At 51.3% G+C, this 13,768-nt stretch carries 9 protein-coding genes; 2 read left to right on the top strand and 7 right to left on the bottom strand.

Annotated elements, in window-relative coordinates; translation table 11 throughout:
- Positions 1–48 precede the first annotated feature (48 nt).
- Positions 49–1,644: a Ppx/GppA phosphatase family protein gene (locus NW747_RS06980; RefSeq protein ID WP_273186308.1), complete on the top strand. Its 1,596-nt coding sequence runs from the start codon at positions 49–51 to the stop codon at positions 1,642–1,644.
- 230 nt (positions 1,645–1,874) lie between these two features.
- On the opposite strand, the gene NW747_RS06975 is transcribed toward NW747_RS06980, so the two are convergent.
- The 6 genes from NW747_RS06975 to NW747_RS06950 all read right to left on the bottom strand — a co-directional run bounded on the left by NW747_RS06975 (position 1,875) and on the right by NW747_RS06950 (position 9,434).
- Entirely contained in the window at positions 1,875–2,510 is a 636-nt protein-coding gene (locus NW747_RS06975; RefSeq protein ID WP_273186305.1) for a superoxide dismutase, read from the bottom strand.
- A gap of 210 nt (positions 2,511–2,720) precedes the next feature.
- The gene (glyS, locus tag NW747_RS06970) at positions 2,721–4,772 is read right to left on the bottom strand and encodes a glycine--tRNA ligase subunit beta (protein WP_273186302.1); all 2,052 of its coding nucleotides are present in this window, start codon (positions 4,770–4,772) and stop codon (positions 2,721–2,723) included.
- Complete coding sequence (gene glyQ / locus NW747_RS06965) at positions 4,769–5,650, bottom strand: glycine--tRNA ligase subunit alpha (RefSeq protein ID WP_008859380.1); 882 nt, start codon at positions 5,648–5,650, stop codon at positions 4,769–4,771. Before glyQ ends, glyS begins: the two co-directional genes overlap by 4 nt.
- 497 nt (positions 5,651–6,147) lie before the next feature.
- A complete protein-coding gene (locus NW747_RS06960) occupies positions 6,148–6,750 on the bottom strand; it encodes an HD domain-containing protein (RefSeq protein WP_273186299.1) in 603 nt (200 codons plus the stop codon).
- Positions 6,747–7,445 carry a TVP38/TMEM64 family protein gene (locus NW747_RS06955; protein WP_273186297.1) on the bottom strand — a complete coding sequence of 233 codons (699 nt, stop codon included), beginning with the start codon at positions 7,443–7,445 and terminating at the stop codon, positions 6,747–6,749. Before NW747_RS06955 ends, NW747_RS06960 begins: the two co-directional genes overlap by 4 nt.
- A 204-nt stretch (positions 7,446–7,649) precedes the next feature.
- Positions 7,650–9,434 (bottom strand): WG repeat-containing protein, encoded by a 1,785-nt coding sequence (locus tag NW747_RS06950; RefSeq protein WP_273186295.1) that lies wholly within the window; start codon positions 9,432–9,434, stop codon positions 7,650–7,652.
- A 289-nt stretch (positions 9,435–9,723) separates the two neighbouring features.
- Here NW747_RS06950 and NW747_RS06945 point away from each other — a divergent pair, with 289 nt between their 5' ends.
- A complete protein-coding gene (locus tag NW747_RS06945; RefSeq protein WP_273186292.1) occupies positions 9,724–10,107 on the top strand; it encodes a hypothetical protein in 384 nt (127 codons plus the stop codon).
- Positions 10,108–10,185: 78 nt separating this feature from the next.
- On the opposite strand, the gene smc is transcribed toward NW747_RS06945, so the two are convergent.
- Positions 10,186–13,722, bottom strand: a complete 3,537-nt coding sequence (gene smc, locus NW747_RS06940) for a chromosome segregation protein SMC (RefSeq protein WP_273186290.1) — start codon at positions 13,720–13,722, stop codon at positions 10,186–10,188.
- Positions 13,723–13,768: the final 46 nt, after the last annotated feature.

Genomic DNA, 13,768 nt, shown 5'->3' with positions numbered 1-13,768 from the left:
AGGCAGTGTCCTCCCGTTTCCGGTCAGACTGCCTCTAAAGGAGAAACCATGGAACGTATAGCTATTATTGATTTAGGCTCCAACTCCATCCGCTTTGTCATCATGCAGATTGGAGCCCACGGTTCTTACAAACTGATCTATCAGGAAAAGAAATCCATCCGCCTGGCAGAAGGCATGACCCTCGATTCCCGGCAGCTCACGGAAGAGGCCCAGCAGCGGGCGCTGCAATGCCTTACCGTGTACGCCCATATCATGGCCGTGCAGAAAGTAAAAAAAGTGCTGGCTGTAGCCACCGCCGCCGTCAGAAATGCGGTAAACGGAGCCTCTTTCCTGAAACGGGTCCGCCTCAACACCGGCATTCCCATGACCATTATCAGCGGAAAAGCCGAAGCGGCCCTGGGATTTTCCGGCGTGGCCCACACCATTGACCGGAAGGATTTCCTTCTCTTTGATCTGGGCGGCGCCAGCGTAGAAATTTCCCTGGTCAAAAACAAGAAACGGGTACACTCCATCAGTATCCCTCTGGGCGCCGTGACACTGACAGAAATGTTTCATTCCTCCGGGTCCGTGCCCTATGACATGATCAATGAAATCAAAAATTTCATCCAGAAAAAACTGGCTGAGATCCCCTGGTTCCCCAAAGAGCCCATGGAAGTCATCGGCGTAGGCGGTACGGTCCGCAATCTAGCCAAGGTACACCAGCGGGCCTCCTCCTATCCCCTGCCCAAGCTCCACAACTACAACCTTCCGGTGGAAGACCTTTTCGCCCTGGTGAAATCCATCTGCGGCAAGACCTTTGAGGAAAGGCAGAAAATTTCCGGACTGTCCGAAGAACGGGCAGACATCATTATTGCCGGTGCCCTGATGGTACAGGAAATCGTGCGAAAAGCGAAATCCTCCTACCTCACCATTTCCGGCTGCGGTCTCCGGGAAGGCCTTTTCTTCCACTACTATGATCCCATTTACGACAGGGAAGGCAGCTGGAAGCACAACATGCTCATTTCTTCCGTGAAGAACTATCTCTATACCCTTCCCCTGGAATATGATTTCCACACAGCCTACGTGACAGCCATGGCCCTTTCCATGTTTGATCAGTGGAAAAAAATGCACCATCTGAACGATCGCATGAGAAACCTTCTCTATGCTGCCGGCCTTCTCCATGACACCGGCACCATTGTCAATTACTACAGCCATGCCAGGCACAGTGCCTACATCACCGCTAACGCCCACATTTTCGGCTGGTCCCATAGAGAGCAGATCATGTGCGCTCTTATCTGCGCCTTCCATCACGGTTATTCCAGCAAATTCCTGAAATCCAACAGCCATGTCCGTATCCTCTCGGACCTGCAGATGAAAGAAGTCCGCATGATGGCCCTCTTCCTTTCCCTGGCGGAAGGCCTGGACGAAAGCCACGAGCAGTGCATTACCCGTCTTATCTGCACTGCCTCCCGGGAAGCCCTGGACCTTCGTATCTACACCAGCCGGGATAACTTCGACGTTCCTGCCCATGCGGTGCAGCACCTGATCAAGGACTTCGCCAAAACTTTCCGCCGCCCACTGCGCATCCAGTGGTTCCCGGGAAGCAGCAGCAGGAATGAACTGGCTGAAGAAGCGGTAAAACTGGACTTTAAGCCCAATGAGTAAGAAGCTGCCTGGCGGCCCGGGTTCAGAAGATCCAATTGTGGCGGGAGATTTCTCGGTTCAGAGTAACTATAGTGCTCAAAACCCTTTGTGCTGCTTCCGACAAGTATCTCTGTTCCAGATGACAATGGAACAAACTGCTTACTGTCATTGACAAAAAATAAAACACAAAAAGGGGCTGTGAAAAAATTTTCATTATTTTTTCACAGCCCCTTTACTATAGTTTTATGAAATTATTTAGCACCGCACTTCTTTGCACTCACTGCATCTTCATACAGCTTGTTGACATAGTCCCAGTTGATAATGCGGAAGAAGTTTTCCACAAAATCCGGTCTGCGGTTCTGGTACTGCAGATAGTAGGCGTGTTCCCAAACATCCAGCGCCAGCAGCGGTTTCTTTCCTTCTGTCAACGGATTGTCCTGGTTGGCCGTGGAAAGGACTTCCAGATGGCCGTCGCTGTAAACCAGCCATGCCCAGCCGCTTCCGAACTGAGAAACGGCGGCAGAAGAGAATTTCTTTTTGAATTCTTCAAAGGAACCGAAGTCTTCCTTAATCTTTTCAGCCACCGGGCCCGCAAAGGAAGTACTGCCCTCCGGTGCCATCATATCCCAGAAAAGGGCGTGGTTGAAATAACCGCCGCCATTATTTTTGACAGCGCCCCGGATATCTTCAGGAAGAAGGTTAAGATGGGCGATCAGATAGCGGATAGACTTATCTGCCAACTCCGGATGGGACTCCAGAGCCTTGTTCAGATTGGCCGTATAGGTGGCATGATGTTTGTCATGGTGGAAATGAAGGGTTGCTTCATCCATCACAGGTTCAAGGGCATTGTAAGCATACGGTAATTCCGGTAATTTAAACATGGTCATTTCTCCTTTGTTGGAAATATAGGAAATATATAAGATAAACTGTTTAACGATATTTCTCGATTCGTTCTGTCATTATTATATCGAATATTTTTGAAACGGTCAAGTGCTTTTCGATATGCTTTTAAAAAGGCCCCTGCCTCTTTCCCATTCTTATGCCCAATTAAAAATCCCCCAAAGTTTCCTTTGGAGGATTTTTTCATTCATGAATCATTACACCAGTTTGCTGAAGTCACCCCAGGCATCGAAGAAGGAGAGAGTCTTAAGAAGCTGGGAAATACGGTTGTTCTTCACCGCTTCATCCTTCACCATAACCATGACGTTGTCCAGGTAATCATTAATGGGTGCCGTCAATTCTTTCAGATAAGGAAGGGCATCGGCGTAGCGGTATTCCCTGTACAGCGGTTCCACGGCTGCCATGGCTTTGGCAAGAGCAGCTTCCAGATTCTTTTCCGCATCTTCCTCAAAGAGGGCCGGATCCACCTTGCCGCCGGTTTTGCCTTTGGTAATGTTGGCCAGACGGGTCACAGCCTGACGGAGATCGGCTTCCTCTTTCAGATGGCTTTCCGTCATAGCCTGGGCCTTCAGGAAGATGGCATAAATGTCATCCACCGGACCTGCCAGTACGGCATCGATGATATCGTAGGCAATACCGTTGTCCAGAAGAATAGCGCGGATACGCTGACGGAAGAAATCTTCCACCTGGGAAAGGACCTTGTCCTTCACTTCCTGTTCACCGGGAAGCAGTTCCAGGGCTTTGGCAATGCCCCGGCGGATATCCCAGTGAATCTTTCCATCGGTCAGGATATTCACAGCGCCGATGGTCTGACGGCGGAGTGCGAAGGGATCCTGGGAACCGGTAGGAATCAGACCTCTAAGGAAGGTAGCAGAAAGGTTGTCCAGCTTGTCAGCCAGAGAAAGGGCACGGCCGATAGATTCCTTCGGCAGAATATCTCCGGAAAAACGGGGCATGTACTGTTCGAAAATGGCCTGGGCCACTTCCGGCTTTTCCCCATCCAGCAGAGCATATTCCTTTCCCATTTCACCCTGGAGTTCCGTGAATTCAGTAACCATGCCGGTAGCCAGATCCGACTTGGACAGGAAGGCAGCTCTGTCGGCATCCTTCATTTCCTCATCAGTGAAATGCCAGTCTTTTCCAATGAAAGCAGTGAGTTTCTCCAGACGGTCTGCCTTATCCCGCATATCTCCCAGGCCTTCCTGGTAGTTAATGCGGGTAAGATCATCCCGATGACCTTCCAGTGTCTTCTTCCGGTCATTTTCAAAGAAGAATTTCGCATCATCCAGACGGGCACGCAGCACCTTTTCATTGCCGTGCTGCACGTTTTCCAGAGCCTTGGTGCCGCCGTTTCTGACAGTCAGGAAATAGGGCATGAGGCTTCCGTCTTCCTTCCTTACCGGATAGTACCTCTGATGGTCACGCATGGGAGTAACCACAGCCGGTACCGGCAGCTTCAGGAATTCATCATCAATTCTGCCGTAAAGAGGCGTGGGGTATTCCACCAGGTAGTTGATTTCTTCCAGAAGATCCGCATTGTGCCATACATGGCCGCCCAGTTTTTCTGCTGTTTCCAGAAGGCCCTTCTGAATCATGTTCCGTCTTTCATCCTGGTCCACAATAACGAAGGCCTTTCTCATGGTTTCCTTATAATCTTCCGGTTTTTCAATGGTTACCGGTTCTTTGCAGAGGAAACGATGGCCCCGGCTTACGCGGCCGCTCTTCACATGAGCAAATTCCACAGGAATTACCTTGTCATCGGCCAGTGCCACAATCCACCGTACAGGACGGATGAAATGGGCTTCTTCATCGGCCCAGCGCATGCTTCTGGTGAAATTAAGACCTGTAATGAGGGAGAGGAAAAGATCCGGCAGTACATCTTCCACTGCCTTGCCCTGGTTCACCACATGGGCCCAGGTATAATCCCCTTCCTTCACCAGCTGAGACGGGTCAATGTGCTGGCCCCGGGCAAATCCCTGGGCTGCGCGGGTGGGGTTTCCATCAGCATCAAAAGCCGCTTTAATGGAAGGGCCACGCTTCTTGACTTCTTCATCCGGCTGGCGGTCAGCTGCATCCTTCACCAGCACTGCCAGCCGTCTGGGGGTGGCATAAACTTTGATTTCATGGAAGGAAATGCGATTTTCTTCAAACTTTGCACGGGACAGTTCCTTCAGCTGTTCCACTACGCCAGCCATAATGTTGGCAGGCATTTCCTCTGTTCCGATTTCCAAAAGAAGATTCTTACTCATTTTCCTTCACTTCCTTTCAGCATGGGGAATCCCAGTTCCTTTCTTTTCTTCAGCCAGCCCTTGGCGCACATTCTGGCCAGATTTCTGACCCGAGCAATGTATTCCGTCCGTTCAGACAGGGAAATAGCACCGGCAGCATCCAGAAGATTAAAAGAATGGGAGCATTTCAGTACATAATCATAGGCAGGAAGCACCATGCCTGCTTTCACTACCCTCTTGGCTTCTGCTTCATACATATCAAAGAGCTTGAAAAGCATGTCGTGATCCGACAGCTCATAGCTGTATACGGACTGTTCATATTCATTTTCGTGCCAGATATCGCCGTAGGTTACGCCGTCAGTCCATTCCAGATCATACACATTGTCCTTTTCCTGAATATACATGGCAATACGTTCCAGGCCGTAGGTGATTTCCACAGCCACCGGATGTTCATCAATGCCGCCTACCTGCTGGAAATAGGTGAACTGGGTGATTTCCATGCCATCCAGCCATACTTCCCAGCCGATGCCCCAGGCACCCAGTGTCGGAGACTCCCAGTTATCCTCTACAAAACGGATATCATGTTCTTCAGGGTCAATGCCCAGTTCCTTCAAAGATTCCAGATAGGTTTCCTGAATATTGTTGGGAGACGGCTTCATAATAACCTGGAACTGATGGTGCTGGTAGAGACGGTTCGGGTTTTCACCGTAACGGCCGTCATCAGGACGGCGGGATGGTTCTACATAGGCCACATTCCAGGGTTCCGGTCCGATAACCCGAAGGAAAGTGGCAGGATTCATGGTGCCTGCACCCTTTTCCGTGTCGTAAGCTTCGCCAAGTACGCAGCCCTCTTTCGACCAGAACTTCTGGAGTGCTAAAACAATCTGCTGAAATGTCATATGTCCTCCTAAAAACAATATAAAAATCCCTGTAACAAGTAAGTTACAGGGACGAGTTACAGGGATACCTGACCCGCGGTTCCACCCTCATTGGCCAATGGCCCGCCTTCATTCATAGCAGCCCTACTCCGTTCAGGCAGCAGCTCCGAAACGCCTTCCGCATCCTGCCGGTCTCTCACCCTCACCGGCTCGCTGCTTATGCGTACTCCTTTTCATCATCACCGTAGTTATGGAAACATTCTAGCAAATATAAGAAGGATTGTAAAGGGGCTGAACGAAAGGTTCTTAAGATGGGTAAGCCCTGGGCCGGAAGGTTCCAAGGCTTGACAGCGCCTGTGGCGCCAGGGCTGCGGACTACCCTTCTGGCAATAATGATAAGGTCAGCGTTATGTGCTTACCTTCCTGACATCATCCTGAGTAAAGCAAAGGATAATGTCTGACTGTCTGTTCTCTATGGTCTCTTCCGGAAATACAATCCAGCGGTAAGCCGACCCCTTCTACTCCTTAATCTCCTTTCCCACATGGGGCGAGATGATTTTTTCTCTGGCATATTCCCAGAGGATTTGAGAGCCTTCGGCAGTATGCTCGTTTCTTTTTAAAATCTGGGACAGATGGACGACATGCTCTTTCCATGCCTTCCCGCCGGTATAGTCATTCAGCATCATGGGCTGAATATTATCCATAGTGTGGGCAAAACGGGCTTCCGGTGTATCGGCCTTTTCAAATTCATCCCACAGGGCCCGAAGTTTCTTTCCTTCTTCCGGAATCATGCCGAAAAGTCTATCGGCACTTTGGGCTTCTCTATCGTGCTGTTCCTGTTTGCTGACTCCTGCATAGGCATAGGTGTCACCGGCATAAATTTCCACCAGGTCATGAATCAGCAGCATGGACACCGTTTTCAGCACATCGATTTTCTCATTGCTGTATTCCGAAAGCATGATAGCCATAATGGCCATGTGCCAGGCATGTTCCGCATCGTCCTCCATGCGCCGGGCGCCGGTCACGTAGGTCTGGCGGGTAATCAGTTTTTCCTTGTCAATTTCACGGAAGAAATCAAAAAGCCGGTCCAGCTTTTCTTCTTCGTTTTTGTCCATCATCATTCTTCACTCACTTTCCGATTTCTCTTGTCCCATATGAAAAAGATGGCATATAAAAGGATAGAAATCCCGATAACCACGCCCAGGCGCAGGGGATTCTGGTGGATGGTCACCGTATCATGGCCGATGAGCGCTTCCAGGGCAGTGGCAGGAAATTTGCCGATGAAGGAAGCCAGTATATAGTCCCGAAAGCTCATTTTCGAAAGGGCGCCAAATGCATTCAGCGCTGCTGCCGGGAAATAGGGAATCACCCGGGCTATCATCATGATCCGGAAGCCCTCGCTCCTGCTTTTCTCATCCCATTCCTGCAGTTTCCTGTTTCCGGAAATCAGTTTTTCCGCTGTATCCCGAAGGAAAGTACGGAAAAAGAGAAAACTGATGCCGGCACCCACAGTCTCCGCTGCCCAGGCCAGAAGGATGCCTGGTACAATGCCGAAAATCAAAGTGCAGGCCGTAGAGAAAATCATGGCCGGCGGAAATCCCACTGCATTCATGACGGCAGTCAGCAGGAAAGCAAATACCACCGCCCACCGGCCGAAGGAATGGATATAGGCTGCAATCTCAAAAATTTCTCCCCGCTGCAGAAGATGCCAGATTTCATAAAAAGTGCCGGGACTTGCCAGATAAAAGCCGCCAAAGAGGAAAATCACCACTAAAGCCAGGGCTATTTTCACCAGCAGCTGCTTATGGTCTTTCATAGGATACCTCCTGATGGGGATTATTATATCATACGGGGAAAGAGAGATGTCAAACAGTGTGTATGCCCCGGCTGGGCGGTGTCTCATAAAAAAATGGACCCCCTACTGTTCTTTTTCACCCTGAGCCAGAAGAAAAGGCTTTTTCATTCCACTATAAAAACCAGCAGGTCTCTGAAGCAATGCCTGCCGGTTTTTATGGTAAGATTACAAAATATCCAGATCATCATAGGAAGGTTTGATTACAAACCGTCCCGTTGTATCAATGAGGCCCCACTTGCCTCTGATTTTCACGCCGGCCCTTCCATCATGGAACGGTGTCACATCGGAAGCTTCTTCCTGGAAAGTAATGCGATCTTTACCATCAGGGCCTGCAAATTTCCAGCCCTCCTTCGTCTTCACCGGAATGAGACCGTCCCCTTCCCTGGAAAGGGCCCGGAACACAGGCTCTGTGATGACAGTGCCATCTTTGGAAATCAGACCCCACCGGTCTTTCAGCTTATAGCCGTAGATCCCGTTTCCAAGAGCAGAAAAGGAGTCATAGGAAAAGGGGACAAGGGTGCTGCCATTATCCATGGAAAGGATACCCCATTTCTTACTGTCATTCTGAGCCAGAAGCACATGGTCCTCTTCTTCTGGAATCAGACCGGGATACACGGTGTGAGCTATGAAGGTGCCTTCTTTGTTCACCCAGCCGTACCGGCCGTTATTGCGAATCAGGATGCCCTTTTCGCCCCGTTTGAATACCCTGTCGTTGGACGGGCTGGCAATGACCCTTCCGCTGCTGTCAATATAGCCCCGCTGCACCCGGATGGTGGGCACCGTTTCATAATCATAATACCAGGGATCCCACACAGGGAAACCGATGCCCCAGCCAAAGGGATGGTGGTAATGATGATGGTGGTGATACCAGTGTCCCCAGCCCCAGCCGATGCCGATGGTTACCGGGAAGCGGCGCATGACGGCCGTTTCCCCTACCTCACCAGTGCGGACTTCGGCCAGCCCTCCTTCAAAAGGATAGAGCTTGTCAAATTCCGCCATGAAAGCTATGGTGCCATCCGGTCTGGCATACCCATTGCCATCGGTAGTTTTCACGCCGGCCAGCCCTTCCGAGAAAGGCGTCAGCACTGCCTTGAACTGGGGTTTTGCCGTAATCTGGCCTTCATTGTTCATAAAGCCCCAGAGCTTTCCTGCGTCCTCCACGGCCGTCATATGCTCACTGAATACAGGCACCACCGCCTTGTACACCGTGGGCACCACTTCCTGTCCCTTTCCATCGATGAAGCCCCAGTGATTCTGGTTATCTTCCACCGCCAGAAGGCCGTCACTGTATGAAGGACCGGCATCTTTGTAATGAGGCGCCACCACTTCTTTTCCTTCCCTGTCAATGACGCCCCAGCGGCCTTTGCTCCTCACCGGCGCCAGGCCATCCTCAAAATAACGGGCCTCCTGGTACACCGGAGCGATTTCCTTTCCATCTATGGAAAGATAGCCGTACTTCCCGTCCGCCTTCACAATGGCCATATCATTTTGGAAATCAGAAACCTGCTCGAAGGTTTTATCGGAAATCTTCGTGCCGTCTTTCCGGTAGAAAGAAATCCGTTTATCCTTCCCCTGCACTGCCAGGGCGCCGTCCTTCCACACGGAACGGGTTTCATAGGAAACAGGAACAACCACATGTCCCTGCCGGTTATAAAAACCGCGAAGGCCCTTCTCCTCTACTTCCACCAGATTCTCCCGGCCCGGCTCGCTGTCCACATCATCATCCTTCACATCAGGATCCGACAGACTGATGCCCACCTTATCATAGGAAAGAGGAATCACCTGTTGTCCACTGCCATCAACAGCTCCCCACTTTCCATTCGACTTCACCGCTGCCGCAAAAGGCAGGGCCTCTTCCTTCGGTGCGTCAAGCCCCTCATTGGCATAGGAGGAAAAAGAAAAACATAAAAACCCTGCCGCCAGGGCAGCCATTATTTTTTTATGTACCATGGAAATCACCTCACCATGAAATAGTAACGAATAGTCAATACCCATCTCTATTGTAGCACATGGAAGAAAAGATTCCTCAATATGCACACCATCCTCCCTGCGCCGCGCAGGAAACCTGTCACAAGCAGTTTCCCGTCGCTATGAACATCATCTTCCCCACGCCATGCAGGAAACTTTTCGCAAGCAGTTTCCTGGCCATAGGAATACCATTCTCCCTCGCCGGACAGTCCCCCCTTGCCCCATTCCATTCCATAGTCCATAATAAAGAAAAGCAAAAGGAGTGTGCACCATGGAACACAATTATCTTTTTGACGGCGTGGCCGTCCTCATCATTCTCTGGTTTATCAAGTCCTATTTTCTCGGCAGAGCCTCTACGGAAGAGGAAAAATTTTTATATCGGGAAGCACCGAGATGGCTTCTCTATTTCACCAGCGGCCTTGTCTGCGTCACCCTGCTGATGATGGTATCGGTGGATTTCGGCATGGTTCCGGGCATTCCCCAGGAAAGCACCTTCCGCCTCACCGTGGCATCCCTGCTCCTGTGGCTCGCCATGGCCTTGTATACCCGATGGAACTGGGGCGTCCACATAGCAGACCGTGACCTCAGAGGAAAGAATAACCGGAAAATGCTTCTTCTCCTCCTTCTCATGGCCTTCCTGGCATCCACATTGTAAATAAAACCCATGTCAAATGGCGCCTGTCACAAAGACAGACGCCATTTTGACATGGATGGGCCATAAGCGCAATGCCCACTACTCCACATAATCCTTCATTTTCACTGTAATCAGGGAAGATACCCCTTTTTCGGCCATGGTGACGCCCTGCAGGGTGTCTGCAAATTCCATGGTCTTTTTTCTATGGGAAATGACGATGAACTGGGTTTTCTTTTTATAGTCCGCAATCATGCGGCTGTACCGTTCCACATTGGCATCGTCCAGGGCTGCATCGATTTCATCTACGAAGCAGAAAGGCGCCGGGCGGAAGGCCATAAAGGAAATGAGGAGAGCAATCACTGTCAGAGCCCTTTCGCCGCCGGACATGAGGGACAGGGGCTGCCGTTTCTTGCCGGGAAGCTGGAGGTACATTTCTACGCCGCCCTCCAGCGGATGGGCTTCGTCAGTAAGCTCCAGCCGGGCCCGGCCGCCCTGGAACATGAGCTGCATAATGCGGCCGAATTCCTGGTTGATTTCTTTGAAAGCCCTGCTGAACTGGTCAGTCATGGTTTGATCAATGTCACGAATCACCGTTTCCAGACCGTTTCTGGCTTTTGTCAGATCCTCTATCTGTTCTTCATAGAAAGTCCGCTTGTCCAGCTGCTTCTGGTAGTCTTCCTCGCCGTTGGGATTCACCTGGCCCAGAACGGAGAGCTCCCGGGAAAGGCTTTCCTCTTCCTTCCTCATATCTGCCATGGAGCCGGGAAGCCGGAGAGCTTCCGCCTCCTGTCGGGTCATATGGTTTTCCGAAAGCCGGCGCAGCTCCTCTTCTTCCTGGGCTTTGAAATTGTCAATTCGTCCCTGTCGTTCCGCCATATCCCGTTTCACTTTAGACGACTGTTCCTGGGTCTTTCGCCAGGATTCCTCCAGTTTCTTCTGTTCCATGGCGAACCGGTCCGAATCATCCTGCATGCGGGACTGATTCTGCTGCCGGTCCTGCCACAGGGACTCGGCTTTCCGGAATTCCTCCTTCAGCCTTTCCATGTCCTCCTTCAGCGTCAAAAGAAGTTTTTCATTTTCTTTCTTTTCTTCTTCCAGTTTGGCCCGATCCGCCTGCTGCTCTGCCAGCGCCTTTTCGCGGTCCTCTTTCATGCGCTTTCCGAAGGCCAGAGATTCCCGGGCCTTGGTGAGGGACACATGAATGGAAAGAATTTCCTCATTCTTTTCTTCCAGTTTCTTTTTCAGCGTTTCGCTTTCCTCATCTTCTTCCATTTCCGGAATCTGAGCCAGCTTTTCCAGATTTTCGGAAATATGGGTCCTCCGCTCTTCTCCTTCTCTCAGTTCCAGGTCCCGTTTTTTCTTCAGCGCCATTTCCTCTTCTGCCGCCTTCTCTTGGTCTTCCAGGGTCTTTTCCATCCCTTCCCTCCGGGCAGTGAGGGAGGCCAGGCTGACTTTGAGGGTCTGCCATTCCTCCCTTTCCTTCATGACCTTTCCCGCCAGGGTATCGCAGATATGGCCCTGCTCCTCCAGCTTTTGGCTGCATGTTTCCAGCGCCTTTCGCCCCTCTTCTTCCTCCCGGGAGAGGCGGCGGATTTCCTGTTTCCTGCCAAAGAAGGTATTTTCCTTCTTTCTCATGGAACCGCCGGTCATGGAGCCGCCAGCATTGATTAGCTGGCCGTCCAGGGTGACAATACGGAACCGGTAGCGATATTTCTTTGCCACCCTTCTGGCATCATCCAAGGTTTCCGCAATCAGGGTCCGTCCCAGAAGGGACGTGAGGAGATCCCGGTACCGGTCATGGCAGTTTATGAGATTCGACGCAATGCCGCAGATACCCTTTTCCCCGGCAGCCTTCTGTTCCTCTCCTACGTAGGCAGAAGGATGCATGGACTCCAGAGGAAAGAAGGTGGCCCTCCCGAGATGCCGTTCCTTCAGCCAGCGGATAATCCGGCCTGCCGCTTCAGTGGTATCCGTAACAATACAGGAAATCCGGCTGCCCAGAGCCACTTCCACCGCTGTCGTATAGGCTTCCGGCACCTGCACCAGGTCCCCCAGAGGGCCGTGAATGGATGTGCCAAAGAGATCCCGGCTGGCCATAATATTTTTGACTGCCATGGAAAAATCGGCATATTCCTTTTCTGCCCGGTCCAGATAATTTTTTCTTGACCGAAGAGCGGAAAGGGCAGACTCCTGCTTTCCCTTTTCATTCATCAGAGCAAAGCGCCGATTTTCCTCCTGTTTCAAAAGAAGACTGTCCTTCTTTCCTGCTTCTTCCAGATCTGACAGACGCGCTGCTCCTTCTTTTTCTTCTTTCACTAAGAGGGCGAGCTCTTCTTGCAGGGCTGCCAGCCGTTTTTTCTTCTCTTCCAGTGAAGACAGCGCTTCTTCCCGTTCTCCTTCCAGCCGCTGCAGGGTCTCTTCCACATGGGCCAGCTCCTGCTCCAGCCGCATCTTTTCGGACAACTGCTGCCTGTTCACTTTCAGCTTTTCCGCGTAGGAAGCCTCTGAGCGGGCCAGGGCTTCTTCCAGAGCCTTCTTTTTCTCTTCTCCCTTCTCTTTCTTTTCGTTCCACTGGCGGCAGTCATCCACATAACCCTGATATTCCTCTTCACCGCTTTTGATTTCCTCTGCCAGTTCTGTTTCCGCTTCCTTCTGGTCCTCTTCAGCCGCTGCCAGCTCCCCTTTCTTTTCCTCGGCATGATGGAAACTTTCTTCCTTCACCCGAAAATCGCCGCGAAGCTCTTCCATTTTCTGCTGGGCTTCTACGGTTTGCTGTCCCAGGCTGCGAAGGCCTTCCTGAAAATCAAGGGCCTGCTTTTCCAGCTTTTCCCTTTCCGCTGCCAGAGAGGACAGGGTGGTGTCCCATTTCACATCTTCCTCTTCCAGATTCCGGTACTCCGTTTCATAACGAGACAGCATGCGGCCGATGGAGGTCAGTTTCAGCACCACCATAGAAGCGGTGACGGCACTTTTTTTCTTCATAAGCTCCTTATAGACCCTGGCTTTTTCTGCCCCTTCCTTCAGAGGAATGAGCTGCTCATCCAAAAGAGCCACCATGTCCTGGACCCGATCCATATTTTCTGCCGTCTTTTCCAGCTTCCGGAGGCCTTCGTTCTTCCGCATGCGGTACAGGCTGATGCCCGCCACGTCCTCAAAAATCAGACGCCTCTCATCAGGCCGGGCCGTCAGTACCTGGTCCACCCGGTTCTGCCCGATAATGGCCAGAGAGCCCCGCCCCAGACCTGTATTGGCCAGAAGCTCCTGTATATCCTTCAGCCGGCAGCTTCTTTTGTTGATTTTGAAATCACTGTCCCCGCTTCGGAGAAGCCTTCTGGTAATGGCCACTTCCGTGGTATCCAGCGGCAGTTCATGGGACGAATTATCCAGCACCAGGGTCACTTCCGCTCCATTCTTTGCCTGCCTGCTCTCAGAGCCGGAAAAAATAATATCCTCCGCTTTCTGACCCCGAAGGTTCCTCACATTCTGCTCTCCCAGCACCCAGCGTACTGCATCGGATATATTACTCTTTCCGCAGCCGTTGGGTCCCACGATCACCGTCATGCCGTCAGCAAATTCTATGGTAGTTTTATCTGCAAAAGACTTGAAGCCCTGCAGTGTCAAACGCAGTAATTTCATAGTATCTCCTTGTGTTCCTTTTCAAAGCTGTATCGCTCCTTATTAT

The organism is Dialister succinatiphilus (assembly GCF_928721695.1).
In the GTDB taxonomy this organism is placed as follows: Bacteria; Bacillota; Negativicutes; order Veillonellales; family Dialisteraceae; genus Dialister; species Dialister succinatiphilus.
This window is presented reverse-complemented; position numbering and strand designations above follow the sequence as displayed.